This is a genomic window from Vibrio lentus (assembly GCF_002875945.1).
Taxonomy (GTDB): domain Bacteria; phylum Pseudomonadota; class Gammaproteobacteria; order Enterobacterales; family Vibrionaceae; genus Vibrio; species Vibrio apostichopi.
In genome coordinates this window covers 141,342-163,291 of the sequence record NZ_MCZK01000097.1, presented here as the reverse complement: position 1 = coordinate 163,291, position 21,950 = coordinate 141,342, and the positions used below count along the sequence as shown (strand labels likewise).

Below are 21,950 nucleotides of genomic sequence, written 5' to 3'. Positions count from 1 at the left end.
CCTCAATTTCACCCTTCAAAGATCCCCTTTCTTTCCTTACTCTCAATTTAGTTAGCTTGTTAGTTCATAGCTCTTAGCTCTTAGCTTAAAGGTTAGTAAGGTTTTTTATTTACTTACCTGGCTAACAAGCTATATTAGTAAATAAATCACTTTATAAATAATTTTATTTACTAACACTGACAATAGGGAACTCAAGATGAGTATCAATAAAGTAGGTATTGTTTTCTTCTCTAAGAATGGAGCGACCAAGCAAGTCGCAGAGACAATCGCTGAAGGTGTAAACACTCAACAATCTAACTCAGCACTGCTCATTGAAGTCCTCTCTTCTGAAGTAATAGAAGGAAGATATGACAATGACGATAAGCTCAAAGCATTAGATAGCTGTGATGCGATTATCTTTGGTGCTCCGACTTACATGGGCTCACCAGCTGCTCAGTTTAAAAGCTTTATGGATGCGAGCAGTGATACCTATTGTAAGAAAGCATGGCGAAATAAACTCGCAGCTGGGTTTACCACAGGAGGTAGCCTTAACGGTGAGCAACAACAAACCTTGTTAAGCTTTTTCACTCTGGCTTGTCAGCATGGCATGATTTGGGCAGGGCTTGATATCTCAAAGCATATTGATGATTTAGGTTTGAATCGCACGGGTTCAAGTATTGGTTTGGTCGCCAGTGATGATCAGACGGCTGAGAGCACAAATAGTCACATTAACAGCAATGACCTTAAAACCGCTTTCTATTTTGGCCAACGCATCGCGAGTCTAGTTAAGAAAACCTAACTAGCTAGCTAATTAACGAGCTAGCTCCAAAACTCCTAGCTTGTCTGATATCTATGAGCTCAAGACTAGAGAATGAAGGGGGTTTAAGGTAACTTGGTTCAATCATTCCCAACTTTCATGAATATCACTCAATGTTACTCGAAGGAATCGAAACTCTATTGGTGCTGAGCAAAGCAAAGACCATGAGCCGCACAGGCAGCTTGCTTTACATCAGCCAATCAGCGGTCAGCAAACGGATTGCGAATTTAGAAAAGAAGTTAGGCAAGAAACTCATCGAGCCTAGTGGCCGACAGATAAAACTGACACCGGACGCGATTGCATTAATCGAGAGTATCGGCCCAGCATTCAATGAACTTAGAGGGCTTATCTATGAGCAACAAGAGTTGGAAGACACCACCCTTATTACCTTAGATAGCTCTAAATCTTTGATCGCAGGTTATTTAGGGCAAATGATGGGACAATTTATCCAACAAGATAAATACATCACCATCACCACTAACCATACTCCAAGAATTATCGAGCGAGTACAATCTGGTAAGGCGACCTTGGGACTGTGCGCTGGCTTACTGCCTCCACACCATGGGCTGATGACCTTTCACCTGTTTAACGAACCATTTTATATTGTCAGCCAAACACCACTGACTGAACTTCCTCCGTTAGTCATTACCAACGACATGACCAATCCGGCAAACTCGTATCAGTTATCTGTGCTTGAAAAGTTCGGCATCAAACCCTTAATGGAGATGGATGCTTACACTGCAGCAGCCCAGCTAGCGTTGGGGGGGACAGGGCCCGCTTTGATCCCGCTCTCGATCGTAAAGACACTCAATATTGAGCCTCAATACCTATTTAGCTTCGCTGAATTAGAAGGGTTAATTCGACCTATTCATATCTGTGTAAGGCCGAACAGCTATCAGTCTCCACGCGTTAAAATACTGATAGAATCCATTGTTGATGCTGTTCCCAAAGCAGTTTAGATGCCATTAACATCGACATCACGATCACAAGGGGGCGAATCCACTTCTGCCCTTTTGTCACCACGACTTTAGCGCCAAGCTGAGCGCCCATAAAGCCACCAACCGCCATCACTAAGCCCAACTCCCAAATGGGTAAACCAGCAATAATAAAGAAGATCAATGCGGCTATATTCGAGGTGAAGTTAAGAACCTTAGTACGTGCCGTGGCATCCACTAAAGAGAAATGGCCGATAGCAACAAAACAGACGGTGAAAATAGAGCCCGTTCCTGGTCCAAAAAATCCGTCGTAGAAGCCAACACCGCCACCAATGCACAAAGCAAACATCGCCTCAGAGATCTTTTGTTTGCCCTCAGACGCTCTGGTTTGTGGTGCTAATAGGAAGTAGAGAGAGATGGCAATAAGCAGTAATGGGATCATGCTGGTCAGCAAGCTCGCATCAATATGCTGCACTAACTCGGCGCCAATCGCAGAACCAATAAAGGTACAGAAAATGGCAAGACGCATCTCTTTTATGTTCACGATACCGTTGCGTACGAAATACCAACTGGCGGAGAAACTACCAAAAGAACTTTGAAGTTTGTTAGTGGCCAATGCCTGCGTTGGTGGTACTCCTGCCGCTAGCAGTGCAGGTAAAGTAAGTAACCCACCGCCACCAGCCATTGCATCAATAAAGCCTGCCGCCGTTGCAACAACAAACAAGATAGCCAATATTTCTAGAGTGATTTCCATATACCCAACGCCTTAAATTCTCGTGTAGCGACAACTTACCACCGTGAGCAAACAATCAACAACGAAACACAAGATTGTAACCTATTCCAAATTTTCATCATTGAGTTATCACTAAACAGCAGGCATAAAAAAGCCCACTCCGAAGAGTGGGCTTTGAGCATTTATATCCGCTTAACAGCGATACACGTGAGTCAATTAAGCTTGAGAAGCTTTAACTTGTGCGTGTAGCTCTTGAACTGAAGTTACTGACGTTTTTGCGTCTGCAGTGTGCGCCATACAAGTCGCGAATGCAGCGTTTAGCGTAGTCGTGTAGTTAACTTTCTCAGCCAATGCGCCACGACGAAGAACTTTAGAATCTTCAATCGCTTGACGGCCAGCCGCGGTGTTCACGATGTACGTGTACTCATTGTTCTTGATGCGGTCAAGAATGTGAGGACGACCTTCGTGTACCTTATTTACTAGACGAGGGTTAATACCCGCTTCGCCAAGGATAACTGCAGTACCGTGTGTTGCGTCTAGCTGGTAGCCAAGCTTAGATAGCTTAGATGCTAGGTCAACAACGCGCTCTTTGTCGCCTTCGCGAACAGAAAGAAGTGCACGGCCGCCTTCTGGGTAGATGTTGCCACAACCCAATTCAGCTTTAGAGTATGCTTCAGCAAACGTTGCACCAACACCCATAACTTCACCAGTAGAGCGCATTTCTGGGCCTAATAGTGGGTCAACACCAGGGAATTTGTTGAACGGAAGAACAACTTCTTTCACTGAGTAGTATGGTGGGATGATTTCTTTCGTAAAGCCTTGAGACTCTAGCGATTGACCCGCCATAACACGAGCTGCAATCTTAGCGACTGCTGCGCCTGTTGCTTTCGATACGAACGGTACTGTACGTGCTGCACGAGGGTTAACTTCGATTAGGTACACTTCGTTGTTCTTAACAGCAAACTGCGTATTCATTAGACCACGAACACCCAACTCGAACGCTAGCTTTTCAACTTGCTCACGCATTACGTCTTGGATTTCTTGGCTTAGCGTGTAAGCAGGAAGAGAACATGCTGAGTCACCTGAGTGAACACCTGCTTGCTCGATATGCTCCATGATACCCGCTATAACAACGCGCTCACCGTCACAAATCGCATCAACGTCTACTTCAATTGCATCATCAAGGAAGCTATCAAGTAGTACTGGAGATTCGTTTGAAACACTGACTGCTTCGTTGAAGTAGCGACGTAAGTCTTGCTCGTCGTATACGATTTCCATCGCACGACCACCAAGAACATAAGAAGGACGAACAACCAATGGGAAGCCGATTTCGCGAGATTTCTCTACCGCTTGCTCCATTGTTGTTACTGTCGCGTTCTCTGGCTGAAGTAGACCAAGACGGTCAACAGCAACTTGGAAACGCTCACGGTCTTCTGCACGGTCGATTGCGTCTGGGCTAGTACCAATGATTGGTACGCCAGCAGCTTCAAGCTCACGAGCCAGTTTCAGTGGCGTTTGACCACCGTACTGAACGATAACGCCTTTTGGCTTCTCAACACGAACGATTGCTAGTACGTCTTCCAGAGTTACTGGTTCAAAGTAAAGACGGTCAGACGTATCGTAGTCTGTCGAAACTGTCTCAGGGTTACAGTTAACCATGATTGTTTCGTAGCCATCTTCACGTAGTGCTAGAGATGCATGTACACAACAGTAATCGAATTCAATACCTTGGCCGATACGGTTTGGACCGCCGCCTAGGATCATGATTTTCTCTTTGTCTGTTGGGTTCGATTCACATTCGTCATCGTAAGATGAGTACATGTAAGCCGTATCCGAAGAGAACTCAGCCGCACACGTATCTACACGCTTGTAGACTGGGTGAATATCGTATTGGTCACGTAGACGACGAATTTCACTTTCTGCTACACCTAGAATCTTAGACAGGCGAGCATCAGCAAAACCTTTACGCTTAAGCTTCATTAGCTCGTCTTTATTCAGACCAGCAAAGCCTTTCGCTTTAAGTTCTTGCTCTAGTTTTACGATGTCTTCGATTTGAACTAGGAACCAACGGTCGATTTGCGTTAGGTTGAATACACCATCAACTGACATACCAGCACGGAAAGCGTCTGCGATGTACCAAATACGGTCAGAACCAGCTTCTTTAAGCTCATGGCGAATCGTCGTTAGAGCGTCAGGTGCATCTAGGTCGACCATTTCGTCAAAACCAGTTGCGCCAACTTCTAGACCGCGAAGTGCTTTCTGTAGAGATTCTTGTTGGTTACGGCCGATAGCCATAACTTCACCAACCGACTTCATTTGAGTCGTTAGACGGTCGTTAGCACCTGCAAATTTCTCGAAGTTAAAACGAGGAATCTTAGTTACTACGTAGTCGATTGTTGGTTCGAATGATGCTGGCGTTGCGCCGCCAGTGATGTCATTCATTAGCTCGTCTAGCGTAAAGCCAACAGCCAGTTTCGCTGCAATCTTAGCGATAGGGAAACCTGTCGCTTTAGAAGCAAGTGCAGAAGAACGAGATACACGTGGGTTCATCTCGATGATAACCATACGGCCATCTTTCGGGTTGATACCAAACTGTACGTTTGAACCACCCGTTTCAACACCAATCTCACGCAGTACCGCTAGAGAAGCGTTACGCATTAGTTGGTATTCTTTGTCTGTTAGCGTTTGAGCCGGAGCCACTGTGATCGAGTCACCAGTGTGAATACCCATTGGGTCAAAGTTTTCAATCGCACATACGATGATGCAGTTGTCGTTCTTGTCGCGAACCACTTCCATCTCGTACTCTTTCCAACCGATAAGAGACTCATCGATTAGAAGTTCGTTGGTTGGAGACAAGTCCAAACCACGACGACAGATTTCTTCAAATTCTTCTTTGTTATAAGCGATACCACCGCCTGTACCACCCATCGTAAACGATGGACGAATGATACAAGGGAAACCAACCATTTCTTGAACTTTGTAAGCTTCTTCCATCGTTTTCGCTGTATCAGCCGTTGGACACTCAAGACCAATAGCTTTCATTGCTTTATCAAAACGAGAGCGGTCTTCAGCTTTATCGATAGCGTCAGCAGTTGCGCCAATCATCTCTACGCCGAACTCTTCAAGTACGCCGTATTTTTCTAAATCTAACGCACAGTTAAGTGCAGTTTGGCCACCCATTGTCGGTAGAACTGCATCTGGCTTCTCTTTAGCGATGATGTTACGAACCACTTCCCATTGGATAGGTTCGATGTAAGTCGCATCAGCCATATCTGGGTCAGTCATGATTGTCGCTGGGTTCGAGTTTACAAGAATAACTCGGTAACCTTCTTCGCGAAGTGCTTTACAAGCTTGAGCACCAGAGTAATCAAACTCACATGCTTGACCGATAACAATCGGACCAGCACCTAGAATTAGAACACTTTTAATGTCAGTACGTTTTGGCATTATCTACTACTCCGAATTACGCTGTGTGCTGTTTGATTAGTTCAATAAAGTGGTCGAATAGCGGCGCTGCGTCTTCTGGACCTGGGCTTGCTTCTGGGTGACCTTGGAAGCTGAATGCTGGTTTATCTGTACGGTGAATACCTTGTAGAGAACCATCAAATAGAGACTTATGAGTCGCTCGTAATGTCTCTGGAAGCGTATCTTCGTCAGCAGCGAAGCCGTGGTTTTGTGAAGTAATCATCACAACATCACGATCTAAATCTTTAACCGGGTGGTTTGCACCGTGGTGACCAAACTTCATCTTCACTGTCTTAGCGCCTGACGCAAGAGCAAGAATCTGGTGACCTAGACAGATACCAAAGATTGGTAAACCTTTTTCTAGGAACACTTTTGTTGCTTCAATTGCGTACGTACATGGTTCTGGGTCACCAGGGCCATTTGAAAGGAAAACACCATCTGGGTTCAAAGCGAATACTTCTTCTGCTGAAGTTTCAGCAGGAACAACCGTTAGGCGGCAGCCGCGGTCAACAAGCATTCGTAAGATGTTTCGTTTTGCGCCGAAGTCATAAGCAACAACGTGGTATGGCAATTCAGAGTCTGCTTTCGCTTCAGGAAGTCCACCCGTAAGCGTCCACGAACCTTGTTTCCATTGATACGCTTCTTTTGTTGTAACTTCTTTCGCAAGGTCCATACCTTTCAGGCCAGGGAATTCTTTTGCTTTAGCTAGAGCCAAAGCTTCATCTAAATTGTTACCCGCTACGATACAACCGTTTTGAGCACCTTTTTCACGAAGAATACGCGTCAGCTTACGAGTATCGATATCAGCGATACCAATAACGTTTTGCGACTTAAGGTAATCAGAAAGGGATTGTTCATTACGGAAGTTAGAAGCGATTAGAGGGAGATCGCGAATCACAAGGCCTTGAGCGTGGATTGAAGAAGATTCTTCATCTTCGGAATTGGTTCCGGTATTGCCAATGTGAGGGTAAGTAAGGGTAACGATTTGTTGAGAATAGGAAGGATCAGTGAGGATTTCTTGGTACCCCGTCATCGAGGTATTAAAAACGACTTCACCAACTGCAGAACCTACAGCGCCAATGGCTTCACCGTGAAATACTGTCCCATCTTCTAGGACGAGTAGTGCTGACTTCTTCAAGACAACCTCCAGAAATAAAAATGCATTAAAATTGATTTAATTTGCAAATCTACCTTCCTGCAACACCAAAAACTGCGTGTTTATGGAAATTAGACAAATTGGCGGTATTTTAGTGATCTGCGTGATATGTGTCAACATTTAACGCAAAAGAAATTAAACATTTGTAAGAACTAATTCAATTTCCTCCATCAAAGCTTCAAAAGTTCAACTTTCATACTCTATTAATAGGAATATTACGATTTTCTAATTTTCGCCCTTCATTTTCACCCATCATTAGGTGGCAAAAATATCACCAACAAAACGCAATCGATAAATACAATGAGTAAGCATGTAGATTTAAAGCTTTAAACCAAAAACAATGACGAAGCAGCTATAAACAATAGATAAATGCAGTTCTAATCAAGAAAATTAGAGAATAAGAAGAAAGTAACCAAGAGGACTTTAAGTAGGGAAAAGCGATAAATAAAGAAAGCGCCGGCAATTGCCAGCGCATAAATATCTATTTATAGGTCATTCAAACCAAGGACATCCGTCATGGTATAAAAGCCTGCTGGCTTGTCATTTAGCCAAACAGCCGCCTTGATCGCACCATTGGCAAAGGTCATTCTATCCGTTGCTTTGTGGGTAATTTCAACGCGCTCGCCAATATCAGCAAACATAGCGGTATGCTCACCAATGATGTCACCAGCACGAATTGTCGCAAAACCGATCTCATCTTTCGTACGTTCACCCGTAATGCCTTCGCGTGACCATACAGCGACATCGTTTAACTCGTTGCCCATCGCTCCAGCAATCGCTTCGCCCATGCCAATCGCAGTACCAGAAGGTGCATCGACTTTATGACGGTGGTGAGCCTCTACGATTTCAACATCACAGTAATCGCCCATCACTTTAGCGGCCTTTTCTAGCAGCTTAAATACCAGGTTCACACCAACGCTGTAGTTTGGTGCCATTACAATAGACATCTCTTTTGATGCTGCATCGATAACCTGCTTTTCTTCTTCAGAGAAACCAGTAGTGCCGATGATCAGTTTTTTACCGTGACGCTTACAAAGTTCAATATTCGCTAATGTGCTCACAGGTGCGGTAAAGTCGACGATCACGTCAAACTCTTCAATCGCTTTCGAAAGGTCATCAACTAGAGCTACATCAAAACGACCTTCACCGCATAACTCGCCAACGTCAACACCGACCAAAGATGACTCTGGACGCTCTGAACCAGCACCAACGCTTGCTTCTGAATTATGGTGAGCGGCTTTCACCAAGTTACGACCCATACGGCCAGCTGCTCCTGCAATTGCAATTCTTACCACTGCGAAATCTCCATTGTTTTGGTTACCGTCACTGCTCATCTGTCGCAGCAACGTTCATTCGATTAATCTCTTTAAACTAACAACAATCTCAAACTCAGGCTAGCAATTACGAAAACTCTTTTATTACTCGCTCTAAAATTGGCACGTTTGCTTCGGGGAAGGCGTATTGGCTCAATGATTCAAGATCGACCCATTCACCTTGTTGCCCTTCTTTACCATAAGGCTGTTGCTCGAAATCGGTCACAAGGATGAAATCGAACTTAAGCGATTTATCACTGTAATCAAACTCAAGGTGTTCAAACAGAGACTGTTCAGTCACATTGATACCGATCTCTTCATCAAGTTCACGAGCCATCGCCTGCTCAATGGTTTCGCCCACTTCTACTTTACCACCAGGAAATTCCCAGAAACCGCCTTTATGCTTGTCGTCTGGGCGCTTAGTAATAAATACTTGTGACTTATCTTGGTTGAAGATAATGCCCGCTACAATATGGATTCTTTTCATATGATGGTGTTCCTTCTATGTCCCTACCGTCATTCCCTACAATGAGGAACGAATTAGATAGGGAATCTGCTATTTTGTTAGTTCGAAAGATCCCCGACTCGCTCGTACCTCACTCTCGAGGATGACGCTATCAAAACCTTATTATTTACATACAAAAAGAGCCGCTTAAGCGACTCTTTTTAATATCAGTAAGTTTTATGAAGCTAAGCTGTGACGTGGTGAGTGCAAGGAGGTGGCGCGGAGCTTACGTTAGTAAGTGAGTACCTCCGACACTGCAATCATCCGTTACAGCAACGATTCACCAAACTTAGTCAATTTTACCGTGACACTGCTTATACTTTTTACCGCTTCCACATGGACATGGTTCATTACGACCCACTTTACGCTCATCACGTACTACCGTTTGTGGAGATGCCGCATCCGCTTCATCGTCAGCTAGCTGGTTTTCAGCCGTTGCATGTTGTGCTTGTGCACGACGCGCCGCTTGTTCAGCTTGAGCTTGACGTTGAGCTTCCATCTTTTCAACTTCTTCTTGTTGCTGAACGCGAACTTTAGAAAGGATGGTAACAACATCTGTTTTCAGCACATCGAGTAGGCCTTCAAACAGTTCAAATGACTCACGCTTGTACTCTTGTTTCGGGTTCTTCTGAGCATAACCACGTAAGTGAATACCTTGACGAAGGTGATCCATCGCAGCCAAGTGCTCTTTCCAAAGGCCGTCTAGCGTTTGTAGCATCACAGACTTCTCGAAGTTACGCAGTACTTGAGCACCAACCACTTCTTCTTTCTGTTTGTACGAATCTACTGCCATACCAAGAATGCGCTCACGCAATGCTTCTTCATAAAGCTTGTCGTCTTCGTCTAACCAACCTTGAATATCAAAGTCTAGATCGAAATCATTCTTGAGACGATCTTGCAGACCTGCGATATCCCACATGTCTTCAAGAGACTGAGGAGCGATGTATTCATCAATGACTGACGCCAGTACATCTTCACGGTTGTGTTCGATCATCTCACTGATGTCATCTGAGCTCATCAGCTCATCACGTAGCTCATAAACAACCTTACGTTGGTCATTGGCTACATCATCGTACTCAAGAAGTTGCTTACGGATGTCGAAGTTACGACCTTCCACTTTACGTTGTGCTTTTTCAATTGAGCGAGACAGCATCTTAGATTCAATCGCTTCGCCTTCGTCCATACCACTTTGGATAAGACCAGCCATACGATCAGACGTAAAGATACGTAGCAGAGAATCTTCCATTGATAGGTAGAAACGAGAAGAACCCGCATCACCTTGACGACCAGAACGACCACGTAGCTGGTTATCGATACGGCGAGATTCATGACGCTCAGTACCAATGATGTGCAGACCACCTGACTCAAGTACTTTATCGTGGATGATTCTCCAATCAGCTTTGATCTTCTCGATCTGCTCTTTGGTTGGGTTCTCTATCTTCTCAAGTTGTGCCTGCCAGCTACCACCTAGCACGATATCGGTACCACGACCGGCCATGTTAGTTGCGATAGTTACCGCACCAGGCATACCAGCTTGTGCAACGATCTCAGCTTCCATTTCATGAAACTTAGCATTTAGAACGTTGTGCTTAATTTTTGATTTTTTCAATGCGTTAGACAGCAGTTCAGATTTCTCGATAGAAACTGTACCAACCAGTGATGGCTGACCAGCCGCTACACGGTCTTTGATGTCTTCAATGATCGCATTGAACTTGTCTTCTTCAGTACGATAAACCACATCTGGCATATCGTTACGAACCATAGGCTTGTTGGTTGGGATAACTACCGTTTCTAGGCCGTAGATAGACTGGAATTCGAACGCTTCTGTATCAGCAGTACCTGTCATACCTGACAGTTTTTCATACAGACGGAAGAAATTCTGGAATGTGATCGATGCTAATGTTTGGTTTTCATTCTGAATCTTCACACCTTCTTTAGCTTCAACAGCTTGGTGTAAACCTTCAGACCAACGACGACCTGGCATAGTACGACCAGTATGTTCATCAACGATAACCACTTCGCCTTCTTCAGTAACGATGTAGTCGACGTTTTTCTCAAACAATACGTGTGCACGAAGCGCAGCATTCACATGGTGCAATAGGCTGATATTGGTTGGAGAGTAAAGTGTGTCACCCTCTTCCATCAAGCCGTTTTTGACCATTAGTTCTTCTACAAATTCTTGACCGTTTTCAGTCAGGTGAACCTGTTTTGATTTTTCGTCCATGGTGTAGTGACCTTCACCACGGTACTCTTCCGAATCTTCTTTATCTTGACGCTCTAGAGAAGGAATTAGAGTGTTAATGCGCGTATAAAGGTCAGAACTATCTTCAGCGGGGCCAGAGATAATTAACGGAGTACGAGCTTCATCAATTAAGATTGAGTCAACCTCATCGACTACAGCAAAGAAGCGCTCACGTTGAACTCGGTCTTCAGCACGGAAAGCCATGTTGTCACGAAGGTAATCAAAACCAAACTCGTTGTTTGTTCCGTATAGGATGTCAGCTTGGTATGCTTCTTTTTTCTCTGGCGGAGCCATGTTTGCCACATTCACGCCAACAGTCATGCCAAGGAATTCAAATAATGGGCGGTTTGTTTCCGCATCACGCTTCGCTAGGTAATCGTTCACCGTTATTACGTGAACACCTTTGCTTGGTAGCGCGTTTAGATAAGCTGGTAGGGTTGCGGTAAGTGTCTTACCTTCACCAGTACGCATCTCTGCAATTTGACCAGCATTTAGAACCATGCCACCAATCATTTGCACGTCAAAGTGACGCATGCCGTAAACACGCTTCGACGCTTCACGTACCGTAGCGAATGCTTCAGGTAGAAGTTGATCTAACGATTCACCTTTATCTAAGCGCTCACGAAACTCAACCGTTTTTGCTTTTAGCTCTTCATCAGAAAGTGCTTCAAACGTTGGTTCGTAGTTATTAATTTCTTTTACAATTTTTCTAAGGCGGCGCAGTGTTCTGTCATTGCGACTGCCAATTACCTTTGTCAGCAGCTTAGTAATCATGTGCTTGGAATCTCTTCGTTCTCAGATCGTCCGCGATCTATTTTAAATGCCGTCAGTCTCTACTAGCTATGAACTAGTCTTCAGTTACTAACCAAGGATACTGAGATAAATCTAGTATCTTTGATATTGTACTTGAGAGTAGAGTTTTCAAGGCTTGAGTTAAAATTAATGCCCTTTAGTGTAAGTAATTTTCACACTAACGACCATTTAGAACACCATTTGTTTGATGTGCTTGGAACTTTTCTTTCTAATTGCTGATGGATTAAGCAGACTGCGGCCCATTGGCCAGCAATTTCCGGAGGTTAACGACACTGTATCTGGAAAATAGATACAAAAAAACCAGGCCGATGACCTGGTTTTTGAAATCTTATATTGTTGTAAACAACAATTACGCTAGAACCATACCCGGTTCTGCGAAAGCAACTGGAGAGCCAGCTTCTTCTTCGAATGTTGCCCATTCCCAAGCTTCTGCGTCAGCAAGTACTGCGCGTAAAAGTTGGTTGTTTAGGCCGTGACCTGATTTGTATGCACGGAACTCACCAATAATAGCGTGTCCACACATGTAAAGGTCACCAATCGCATCCAGTACTTTATGAGTTACGAACTCATTCTCGAAGCGAAGGCCTTCTTCATTAAGAATTCGGTATTCGTCCAGTACGATTGCACAATCAAAGCTACCACCCAAACACAAATTTTGAGACTGAAGGTACTCAATATCGCGCATGAAACCGAAAGTACGAGCGCGAGAAATCTGCTTCACAAAACCTTGTGATGAGAAATCAAACAACAAACGTTGCTCATCAGACTCAATCGCAGGGTGATTGAATTCAATTTCGAAATCCATTCGGAAACCGTTAAATGGAACGAATTCTGCCCACTTATCGCCATCTTCAAAACGAACAGGTTTCTTGATTCGAATAAAACGCTTCGCTGCATTCAATGTTTCTACACCCGCTTGCTGTAGCAAGTATACGAATGGGCTTGCGCTACCATCCATAATTGGAATTTCTGGAGCATCTACTTCAACAATAATGTTGTCGATACCCATTCCGGCTAGAGCTGCGTTAAGGTGCTCCACTGTAGAGATACGTACGCCTTCGTCATTAACAAGAGCGGTACATAGCATAGTGTCACGAACTGATGCTGGATCAGCTGGGAAATCTACAGGTGGATTTACATCTGTACGACGATAAACAATACCTGTATTTGCAGCTGCCGGGCGAAGAGTAAGTGTGACTTTACGACCAGAGTGGAGACCCACACCAGTTGTTTTCACAATTTCTTTCAGAGTACGTTGTCTGATCATCTGCTTGCCTCGTTATCAGTGCTACAAATCACGGTCAGTATTTACCGACCGCGAATTTTACCATTAATTCGACGATAGTCAAATTTTGGGTATTTGTTAATCAGCCTGACGTCGTAAAAATGCTGGGATATCTAAATATCCGCTCTCTTTCTCAGCTTTAGGTGCAGCACTCTGGCTAGCGCCTGTACCTGAAGAAACAGGTGACGTTGTTGGCTGTGGTTTAACTTGAGGTTTTACCTCAGTTTTTTCCTGCAATGGTTGTGCCACTTTCTCTTCCACTTTTGCTGCTGTTTGAACAGCAGCTTGAGGTTGAGGCGTTGGCGCTACTTTTGCTTTACCACCAGCAACTAAAGTAATGTCTGGTTTTTTCTCTGTGCCGATACCTGTTGCAACAACAGTTACTCGGATTTCATCCGTCATATCAGGGTCTAGAGAAGTACCAATAACAACCGTTGCGTTATCAGAAGCGAATGCCTTAACTGTATTACCCACAGTTTCGAATTCATCTAAGCGCATATCTAGGCCAGCAGTGATGTTAACAAGAACGCCACGAGCACCAGCTAGGTCGATGTCTTCTAATAATGGGCTAGAAATTGCCGTTTCAGCAGCTTCTTCAGCACGGTCTTCACCTTTTGCGATACCGCTACCCATCATTGCATGACCCATTTCCGACATCACAGTGCGAACATCCGCGAAATCGACGTTGATCATACCAGGGCGAGTAATTAGCTCAGCGATACCTTGTACAGCGTTTTTAAGTACATCATTTGCACTTGCGAAAGCTTCTAGCAGTGTTACGCCACGGCCAAGTACTTTAAGTAGCTTTTCATTTGGAATCGTAATTAAAGAATCCACATGTTTAGAAAGCTCTTCGATACCTTGCTCAGCAAACGCTAAACGCTTTTTGCCTTCAAAGCTAAATGGCTTAGTTACAACAGCAACCGTTAGCACACCCAACTCTTTCGCAACTTCAGCAATAACTGGAGCAGCACCTGTACCTGTACCACCGCCCATACCAGCTGCGATAAATACCATATCGGCGCCAGTTAGAACTTCTTTAATTCTTTCTCGATCTTCGAGAGCTGCATCACGGCCTACTTGTGGGTTTGCACCAGCGCCCAAGCCTTTAGTGATATCACCACCAATCTGGATCACGCTGCTCACGCTTGTTTTACGAAGAGCTTGAGCATCAGTGTTAACACTGATGAACTCTACGCCTTCAATTGACTCACGTACCATGTGCTCAACAGCGTTACCGCCACCACCACCAACTCCAACGACTTTAATTACTGCATCGTCAGACATTTCCATCATCGGTTCAAACATGTGTTATCTCCGTTTTTTCCTGCAACTCAGGTTAAAACTCTTTTTGTATCCAATTACGCAATTTACCAAATAAACCTGACATAGAAGGTGCTGAACGCTTAGGTTCGCTGTAATCACCTTCATCACTTATCTGACAATCTCTTGCGTAATGAAGTAAACCAACCGCCGTAGAATGATACGGCTCTTTAACATAGTCAGTTAAGCCACTAACTTCTAATGGCTTACCAACTCGAACTTGATTGCGGAAAACACGTTCCGCACACTCTACCAATCCGTCAATTTGTGCCGCTCCACCAGTGAGAACGACGCCAGCTGCAAGGTGGTGCTTAATACCCTCATCTCGTAGCTGTAATTGAACCGTATCAATAGTTTGGTTAACGAGACCCATAAGTTCAGTGTAACGTGGTTCAATCACTTCCGACAAAGTTTGTCTTTGCAAACTTCTCGATGGACGGCCACCTACACTAGGGACGTTAACAGAATCATCCTTGCTTACGAGTTCACTCAGAGCGCAACCATGGTTTACTTTTATCTCTTCAGCATCGCTCACTGGCGTGCCGAAAGCGAAGGCAATATCACTGGTTACTGCATTTCCTGCGTAGGAAAAGACTTCTGTGTGTCGCAGTGCGCCGCCAGTCCAAATGGAAATATCCATCGTACCAGCACCAATATCAACAACACATACTCCAAGCTCTCTCTCGTCGTCAGTAATTACCGCATTACTTGAGGCAAGTCCTGAAAACACGATTTGTTCTACAGTGAGACCACATCGTTCAACAGCTTTAATAATGTTTCTCGCCATGTCGCTATGGCAAGAAATTAGATGAACACTGACTTCCATTCGAACACCAGATAAACCAAGTGGATTCTTAATGCCTTCTTGGTAATCGATGGTAAATTCTTGTGGAATCACGTGCAGAATTCTCTGCTCATCACCTATTTTAATCGATTTCGCGGTATGGATCGCTCGATCCATATCGTCTTGAGACACTTCTTCATCTGAAATAGTGCCCATGCCTTTTTCAATTCGGCTTGCGATATGCTTACCGGACAGCGAGATAAATACATTGCTGATTTGGCATTCAGCCATCAACTCTGCTTGATCAATTGCTCGCTGAACCGACTTCACTACCGACTCTAGGTCGTTTACACCACCTTTATCCATACCTCTGGATGGGCTTTGCCCTGAACCAATGATATTGATTTGACCATCAGGCAGTATTTCACCAACTAGAGCTGATATGGTCGCAGTGCCTATATCAAGACCAACGATTATGTTGTCATCTGCGGTCTTAGTCATTTCTGCTCTCTTCTAACTCTTGCTCTGGAAACCAGCCTACAGCGGCTCCCGTATCATACCTGAGGTCGATGTAGCTCACTTGATTCGCTTTACTTCCTAATTCGTTGTAAAGCGAAATAAAGCGTTCAACACGCTCATCTAAAGAATCTTTACCTAGTTCTAAACGGATACCGTTATCTAGGATTATTTGCCAAGCACGGCGCTCATTGAGAACGAGCGAGGTAACGGTTAACCCTAGACTGTTAATCAAAGGAGTTATCTGTCGCCATTTTGCTATCACTTCTTGGCTGGTCCCTTCCGGACCATAAAGCTTGACTCTATCACCCTTCAACAGGCCGATATCGCCATTAAACACTTGACCGTTTTCGTTGAGCAGCATGTTGCCATTCCAGATTGCTGCCGCTTGGTATTCAGTCAAAAATACTTTTATTGTGTCTGGCCACTGTTTACGAATCGAGACAACAGATACCCAAGGTAACGCCTCTAAACTGTCTTGCAACACCCCAATATCTTGCGACATGAAGGTACCAATATGTTCTAACTCGCCAAAAGCATGCTGAACATCACCAGCCGTTACATAAGTTAAGTCGCCTTGAAGTACTATTTTGGAAAGAGGCAATCGCTGATCGTCCCACATCCAAGTCAGTGTGGTATAGAAGAGAAACCCAATGAATAGCAATACCACGACTAAAAAAGACCCGCCTAAGGCGTGTTTCTTGAGCGATGGTAAACTGAATAGGTGGCGGTTTTCGCTAAAAGTACTTTCTACCAAAGCCCGCATTCCCTGTCGTTGGTTCGCAATTCTATTCCCTATCTTCGTAATAGAGGTAAAAGCACTTACTTTAACCTATGAATTATACTGAGCAAAATCAAACTATCAAACGTTGATAATAAGATTTTTGGTCAATTTTAGGTCAATCGCAAGAAGTGAGCGATTGACCACAGTCTGTAGACAGTATTCTGTTACGCGTTCTGCATATTATTAATGTCTAACTGTAGCGATTCGAGTTGCTTAGCAACACGACCAACATCACCGGCACCCTGCGTTAAAACAAGGTCACCGCCTTGAATGACGTTGGCTAGAACCGATGGCAGCGTGTTGATATCAGCAACGAAGATCGGATCAATCTTACCACGCCCACGAATAGTTCGACTTAACGAGCGTCCGTCTGCCCCTGCAATCGGTTTCTCACCCGCAGAGTACACATCTAATAAGATTAGAACATCTACCTGTTCAAGAACGTTAGCAAAGTCATCATACAGGTCACGCGTTCGGCTGTAGCGGTGTGGTTGGAAAATCATCACAAGACGTTTGTCTGTCCAGCCACTACGAGCCGCTTGAATCGTTACATCGACTTCGGTTGGGTGGTGACCGTAATCATCAACCAACATTGCAATACCCTTACCCGTTTCGTATTCACCAAGGTGATCGAAACGACGGCCAGTGCCTTCCGTTCCCGCCATCGCTTTTAAAATAGCTTCATCGCTGATGTCATCTTCCGTCGCAACCGCAATCGCCGCTGATGCGTTCAGTGCGTTATGGCGACCGGGAATGTTCAACGTAATATCTAGGTTAGCTTTACCTTCACGTACCACAGTGAACTTGCCTTGTTGGCCTTCCTGTACGTAGTTTTCAATGCGGATATCCGCATCTTCTGAGAAGCCGTAGGTAATCACTTGGCGACTAACCTGAGGAATAAGCTCACGTACTACCGGATCATCAACACACATCACAGCCTGACCGTAGAATGGTAGATTGTGTAAGAAATCAATGAACGTCTGCTTTAGCGTTTCAAAATCGCCGCCGTAGGTATCCATATGATCCGCTTCAATGTTAGTAACGATACTAACCATTGGTTGCAGATGTAAGAATGACGCATCACTTTCATCGGCTTCAGCGATAAGAATTCGACTAGAGCCTAGACGAGCATTCGTGCCCACACTCTTCACCAAACCACCGTTTACGAAGGTGGGATCTAAACCCGCTTCCGAGTAAATCTGTGTCACTAGCGCAGTGGTCGTTGTTTTACCATGCGTACCTGCCACAGCAATGCCATGACGAAAACGCATCAGCTCAGCCAGCATTTCAGCACGACGAACGATAGGTGTGCGCGCTTCACGAGCGGCAATAATCTCTGGGTTTTCTTCGTTGATAGCGGTTGAAACCACTACCACACTTGCGTCGGCAACGTTACTTGCTTGGTGACCAATATAAACGGTCGCGCCCTTGCTAACTAAACGATCGGTCACTGGGTTTTGAGCAATGTCAGAACCCGTGATCTGGTAGCCTTCATTAAGCAAGACTTCAGCAATCCCGCTCATTCCTGCGCCACCAATACCAATGAAGTGGATAGATTTAACACGGCGCATCTCTGGCACCATTGCACGGATTTGCGCTAAGTCTTGGGTATGTTCAATCGTCATCAATTCAATCTCATTATTTTGCTAAAGCTTTAATCGCTTCAGCGACGGTCACATCCGCATCAAGCTTGGCTGCCTGACGAGCTTTTGTTGCCATCATTTTTAATTCATTTCTATCAAGCTGAGCGATAGTATTCGCTAGCTTATCAGCCGTCAGTTGAGGCTGTTCAATCATTAACGCCGCGCCACATTCAACGAGGTGATCGGCATTCAGCGCTTGCTGTCTGTCTTTGTGCATAAACGGAACGAATATAGAACCTACACCAGCAGCAGAAACTTCAGATACGGTTAATGCACCTGAGCGACACACTAATAGATCTGCCCACTCATAAGCTTGCGCCACATCATCAATAAATTCAGTGACTTGAACATTATCTACAGAATGTGATTTGTATTGTTCTATCACTTGCTGTTGATTGTTCTTACCGGCTTGATGCATCACAGTAAAACCTTCACCAAGCTGGGCCATGGTCACTGGTAAGGTATCGTTCAGGATCTTAGCGCCCTGACTGCCACCCATCACGAGGATACGAATATCGCCGTCACGCTCTGCCATGCGTTGCTCGGGTTCAGCTAAGGCAACAACATCTTCACGTACAGGGTTACCCACAACGTCAGCCGTTGGAAAAGCACCAGGGAAAGCTTGGAATACTTTTTTAGCAATTTTAGAGAGCCATTGGTTGGTTAAACCTGCCACTGCATTTTGTTCATGCAAAACTACAGGAATACCGGATAACCATGCCGCGATGCCACCGGGGCCACTCACGTAACCACCCATGCCAAGCACCACATCTGGTTGCCATGCTTTGATGTGCTGTCTTGCTTGAAGTATGGCATTAATAATCTGGAATGGCGCTTTAATTAGCTTGCTAATGCCTTGACCACGCAGGCCTTTCACCTTAATAAAGTCGATCTCAATACCATGCTTTGGTACCAAATCCGCTTCCATTCTGTCCGCAGTTCCTAACCAGCGAATTTCCCAACCTTGTTGCTGAAGCTTTTTAGCCACCGCTAAGCCAGGGAAAACGTGACCGCCAGTACCACCAGCCATCACTAAAAGTTTTTTGTTTTTTTTCATCACGTTAGATTCTTATTCTACTAATTCGTTTTGATTGTCGGCTTGTTCTTTTTGTTGTATTCGGCACTCGTGATCGATACGTAGCAGCATAGAAACCGCCACCGACATCACGATCAAACTTGACCCACCGTAACTGATTAATGGCAATGTCAGGCCTTTAGTTGGAACGATACCCGATGCCGCGCCCACGTTAACAAGCGTTTGAAAAGCAAACCAAATACCAATACCAAAGGCAAGGTAGCCACTGAATAACTGGTCGTTTTCGAAGGCTTTCTTACCAATTAGAATCGCTTTGAGCACCAAACTAAAAATAAGGATCAGCACTAAGGTCACACCAACAAAGCCCAACTCTTCAGCCAATACAGCAAACACAAAATCGGTATGTGCTTCTGGTAAATATTCTAACTTCTGAACCGAGTTACCAAGGCCTTGCCCCATCCAATCACCACGGCCAAATGCCATCAGTGATTGAGTTAACTGGTAGCCACTACCAAACGGGTCATTCCAAGGTTCCCAGAATGAGGTCACACGTCGAACACGATAGGGTTCAATAACAATCAAGCCGACGACCGCGGCAATACCCGCCACCATCAAGGCTATAAACTGTGAAAGCTTGGCACCCGCGATAAATAGCATGCCAAACAAGGTAACCAGCATTACAACAACGGTACCTAAATCGGGTTGGCCAAGGAGTAATACTGCAAAGGCACCAAACACCATAATTGGCTTACCGAAACCACCGAAGAAGGTTCTCCTCACTTCGTCTTGTTTTCGAACCAAGTAGCCCGCCATAAAGATAAACAGCGATAGTTTAGCGACTTCGGCAGGTTGTAAGTTAAACAACCCAAGCGGAATCCAGCGCGATGCACCATTAACCGACTTACCGACAGCCAATACCACGACCAGTAAAAAGAACGATAAACCCAGTAGATACATGCTGTATTGAAACCAACGCTTCATTGGAATTTGAAGTATTACGCTGGATACGATTAACGCTAACACCAAGAAAATGGCGTGACGGAACATAAAGTGAAACGGCTGATCGGTTAAACGAGCACTGATTGGGAACGAAGCCGACGTTACCATTACCAAGCCCGTTAGCATCAATCCAAGAGCAATCCATACCAACTGACGATCGTAGAGCGCCTCTGGTGTGGCACGGTTAAGCCATTGCCAAATAGATTGATTAATCTCTTTCACTCTTTGCACTGAATGTTAGTCCTTCAACACGTTAGGCATACTCATGGGCAAGTTCAGTGAACGCATCACCTCTCGCCATGAAGTTATTAAATTGATCGAAGCTTGCACACGCAGGAGACAGCATCACCATGTCACCCGACGCCAGTTGTGCAGAGATACTCTCGATGATGTTACGCATGGTATCAAACGTCTTCGCCGATGGATGTAATGGCATGAATTGCGCAGCATCTTCACCGAAGCAACACAACTGAACACGGTCTAGTTGCGCCAATACGGGTTTAAGCTCGCTAAAGTCGGCGCCTTTGCCCACACCTCCGACTAAGAGATACAAAGTACCTTGGTACTCTAACCCCGACAGAGCCGCTAATGTACTGGCTACGTTGGTCGCTTTCGAGTCGTTAACCCATTTGATTTCGCGTTTGTCAGCCACTACTTGGCAACGATGCGTTAAACCGTTGTAGGCTTTCAGAGCTTCAAGGCTTTTGCTGTAATCAATACCAACTTGCTTCAACAGTGCTAAAGAGACTAACGCATTCGCCACGTTATGACGTCCAACCAATGTTAAATCTTGGGTAGCAAGTACTGGCTTACCGTTATCCACTAGCCATTCGATGCCATCGACTATTGATACGCCAAACTCTTGGTCATCAAGTCCAAATGTCACCAATGACATCGTGTGGTCAGGATAAGTCTCTTTGTCTTCGCGGTTTACAATCGCGTACTGAGCATTATTAAAAATTCTTAATTTAGCGTCACGGTAATCGGCCATGCCTTGATAGCGATCCATATGATCTTCTGACAAGTTCAAAAAGGCCGCCGCTGCAAGATCTAGACTGGATGTTGTTTCTAATTGAAAGCTTGAAAGCTCAAGGACATATAAATCGGCATCAAGCTCAAGCAGGTCTAAGGCAGGAATACCGATATTACCACCAACGCCAACGTTAAGACCGGCAGCTTTAGCAAGCACACCAGTAAGATCCGTCACGGTACTCTTACCGTTTGAACCAGTAATTGCCACGACAGGCTTATCTACCGCCCATCCAAACAGCTCGATGTCACCAACAACAGGAGTCCCCGCTTGAAGCACATCTTGAATTTCTGGCGTCGCTAAGGCGATACCCGGATTAGCAACCACTAAATCAGCTTCCGCTAACCATCGGCTATTCCAACTTCCAGAATGCAGCTCTACCGATTCAGGCAAAGATTCTCGGCCTGGTGGTAGTTCTCGAGTATCAATCACCTTCACATGAGTGTGAGGTTGATATTTTACGAGATGTTTAACGACAGAGAGCCCGGTAATACCGAGCCCCACAACCACTACATTTTGAATATTTTGCCAACGTTCCATTTAAACAAGATGCTCTTAATAGTTTTAAAGAGCCTCTCATCAAGAGGCTCAT

The 21,950-nt window shown here is 44.8% G+C and carries 16 protein-coding genes; 2 read left to right on the top strand and 14 right to left on the bottom strand.

What is annotated here, in order from left to right; all coding sequences use genetic code 11:
* Positions 1 to 196: 196 nt before the first annotated feature.
* Positions 197 to 778 (top strand): flavodoxin family protein, encoded by a 582-nt coding sequence (locus BCT49_RS07100; RefSeq protein WP_102434674.1) that lies wholly within the window; start codon positions 197 to 199, stop codon positions 776 to 778.
* A 131-nt stretch (positions 779 to 909) separates the two neighbouring features.
* Positions 910 to 1,755, top strand: a complete 846-nt coding sequence (locus BCT49_RS07095; RefSeq protein WP_102434673.1) for a LysR family transcriptional regulator — start codon at positions 910 to 912, stop codon at positions 1,753 to 1,755.
* Here the strand turns inward: BCT49_RS07095 and BCT49_RS07090 are convergent.
* From BCT49_RS07090 to murD, 14 genes are all read right to left on the bottom strand, one after another.
* Positions 1,706 to 2,485: a TSUP family transporter gene (locus tag BCT49_RS07090; RefSeq protein WP_102434672.1), complete on the bottom strand. Its 780-nt coding sequence runs from the start codon at positions 2,483 to 2,485 to the stop codon at positions 1,706 to 1,708. The two genes, BCT49_RS07095 and BCT49_RS07090, sit on opposite strands and share 50 nt — an antisense overlap.
* A 195-nt stretch (positions 2,486 to 2,680) precedes the next feature.
* Positions 2,681 to 5,911 carry a carbamoyl-phosphate synthase large subunit gene (gene carB, locus BCT49_RS07085; protein WP_017102971.1) on the bottom strand — a complete coding sequence of 1,077 codons (3,231 nt, stop codon included), beginning with the start codon at positions 5,909 to 5,911 and terminating at the stop codon, positions 2,681 to 2,683.
* A gap of 16 nt (positions 5,912 to 5,927) precedes the next feature.
* Complete coding sequence (gene carA / locus BCT49_RS07080) at positions 5,928 to 7,067, bottom strand: glutamine-hydrolyzing carbamoyl-phosphate synthase small subunit (protein ID WP_102434671.1); 1,140 nt, start codon at positions 7,065 to 7,067, stop codon at positions 5,928 to 5,930.
* Positions 7,068 to 7,570: 503 nt separating this feature from the next.
* Entirely contained in the window at positions 7,571 to 8,380 is an 810-nt protein-coding gene (gene dapB / locus BCT49_RS07075) for a 4-hydroxy-tetrahydrodipicolinate reductase (RefSeq protein ID WP_032497636.1), read from the bottom strand.
* Between the two features lie 106 nt (positions 8,381 to 8,486).
* The gene (gene mutT, locus BCT49_RS07070) at positions 8,487 to 8,885 is read right to left on the bottom strand and encodes an 8-oxo-dGTP diphosphatase MutT (protein WP_102434670.1); all 399 of its coding nucleotides are present in this window, start codon (positions 8,883 to 8,885) and stop codon (positions 8,487 to 8,489) included.
* Positions 8,886 to 9,192: 307 nt separating this feature from the next.
* The gene (gene secA, locus BCT49_RS07065; RefSeq protein WP_017109275.1) at positions 9,193 to 11,919 is read right to left on the bottom strand and encodes a preprotein translocase subunit SecA; all 2,727 of its coding nucleotides are present in this window, start codon (positions 11,917 to 11,919) and stop codon (positions 9,193 to 9,195) included.
* A 388-nt stretch (positions 11,920 to 12,307) separates the two neighbouring features.
* The gene (gene lpxC / locus BCT49_RS07060) at positions 12,308 to 13,225 is read right to left on the bottom strand and encodes a UDP-3-O-acyl-N-acetylglucosamine deacetylase (RefSeq protein WP_017090514.1); all 918 of its coding nucleotides are present in this window, start codon (positions 13,223 to 13,225) and stop codon (positions 12,308 to 12,310) included.
* 96 nt (positions 13,226 to 13,321) lie between these two features.
* On the bottom strand, positions 13,322 to 14,551 hold the full coding sequence (gene ftsZ / locus BCT49_RS07055) for a cell division protein FtsZ (protein ID WP_102434669.1): 1,230 nt from the start codon (positions 14,549 to 14,551) through the stop codon (positions 13,322 to 13,324).
* 31 nt (positions 14,552 to 14,582) lie between these two features.
* Positions 14,583 to 15,851 (bottom strand): cell division protein FtsA, encoded by a 1,269-nt coding sequence (gene ftsA, locus BCT49_RS07050; protein WP_004729844.1) that lies wholly within the window; start codon positions 15,849 to 15,851, stop codon positions 14,583 to 14,585.
* Entirely contained in the window at positions 15,844 to 16,632 is a 789-nt protein-coding gene (locus BCT49_RS07045; RefSeq protein WP_020477273.1) for a cell division protein FtsQ/DivIB, read from the bottom strand. Before BCT49_RS07045 ends, ftsA begins: the two co-directional genes overlap by 8 nt.
* 182 nt (positions 16,633 to 16,814) lie before the next feature.
* Complete coding sequence (murC, locus tag BCT49_RS07035) at positions 16,815 to 18,275, bottom strand: UDP-N-acetylmuramate--L-alanine ligase (protein WP_017109277.1); 1,461 nt, start codon at positions 18,273 to 18,275, stop codon at positions 16,815 to 16,817.
* A 13-nt stretch (positions 18,276 to 18,288) separates the two neighbouring features.
* A complete protein-coding gene (gene murG, locus BCT49_RS07030; RefSeq protein WP_102434668.1) occupies positions 18,289 to 19,350 on the bottom strand; it encodes an undecaprenyldiphospho-muramoylpentapeptide beta-N-acetylglucosaminyltransferase in 1,062 nt (353 codons plus the stop codon).
* A gap of 12 nt (positions 19,351 to 19,362) precedes the next feature.
* On the bottom strand, positions 19,363 to 20,559 hold the full coding sequence (gene ftsW / locus BCT49_RS07025) for a cell division protein FtsW (RefSeq protein ID WP_102434667.1): 1,197 nt from the start codon (positions 20,557 to 20,559) through the stop codon (positions 19,363 to 19,365).
* Between the two features lie 22 nt (positions 20,560 to 20,581).
* Positions 20,582 to 21,898, bottom strand: a complete 1,317-nt coding sequence (gene murD / locus BCT49_RS07020) for a UDP-N-acetylmuramoyl-L-alanine--D-glutamate ligase (RefSeq protein ID WP_102434666.1) — start codon at positions 21,896 to 21,898, stop codon at positions 20,582 to 20,584.
* Positions 21,899 to 21,950 lie beyond the last annotated feature (52 nt).

Excerpts from the sequence above, each read along its gene's own strand:
- BCT49_RS07090 (WP_102434672.1), bottom strand. The coding sequence starts at position 2,485 with ATGGAAATCACTCTAGAAATATTGGCTATCTTGTTTGTTGTTGCAACG.
- ftsZ (WP_102434669.1), bottom strand. The coding sequence starts at position 14,551 with ATGTTTGAACCGATGATGGAAATGTCTGACGATGCAGTAATTAAAGTC.
- secA (WP_017109275.1), bottom strand. The coding sequence starts at position 11,919 with ATGATTACTAAGCTGCTGACAAAGGTAATTGGCAGTCGCAATGACAGA.
- murG (WP_102434668.1), bottom strand. The coding sequence starts at position 19,350 with ATGAAAAAAAACAAAAAACTTTTAGTGATGGCTGGTGGTACTGGCGGT.
- carB (WP_017102971.1), bottom strand. The coding sequence starts at position 5,911 with ATGCCAAAACGTACTGACATTAAAAGTGTTCTAATTCTAGGTGCTGGT.
- lpxC (WP_017090514.1), bottom strand. The coding sequence starts at position 13,225 with ATGATCAGACAACGTACTCTGAAAGAAATTGTGAAAACAACTGGTGTG.
- BCT49_RS07100 (WP_102434674.1), top strand. The coding sequence starts at position 197 with ATGAGTATCAATAAAGTAGGTATTGTTTTCTTCTCTAAGAATGGAGCG.
- mutT (WP_102434670.1), bottom strand. The coding sequence starts at position 8,885 with ATGAAAAGAATCCATATTGTAGCGGGCATTATCTTCAACCAAGATAAG.
- BCT49_RS07095 (WP_102434673.1), top strand. The coding sequence starts at position 910 with ATGTTACTCGAAGGAATCGAAACTCTATTGGTGCTGAGCAAAGCAAAG.
- ftsA (WP_004729844.1), bottom strand. The coding sequence starts at position 15,851 with ATGACTAAGACCGCAGATGACAACATAATCGTTGGTCTTGATATAGGC.
- murC (WP_017109277.1), bottom strand. The coding sequence starts at position 18,275 with ATGACGATTGAACATACCCAAGACTTAGCGCAAATCCGTGCAATGGTG.
- murD (WP_102434666.1), bottom strand. The coding sequence starts at position 21,898 with ATGGAACGTTGGCAAAATATTCAAAATGTAGTGGTTGTGGGGCTCGGT.
- BCT49_RS07045 (WP_020477273.1), bottom strand. The coding sequence starts at position 16,632 with ATGCGGGCTTTGGTAGAAAGTACTTTTAGCGAAAACCGCCACCTATTC.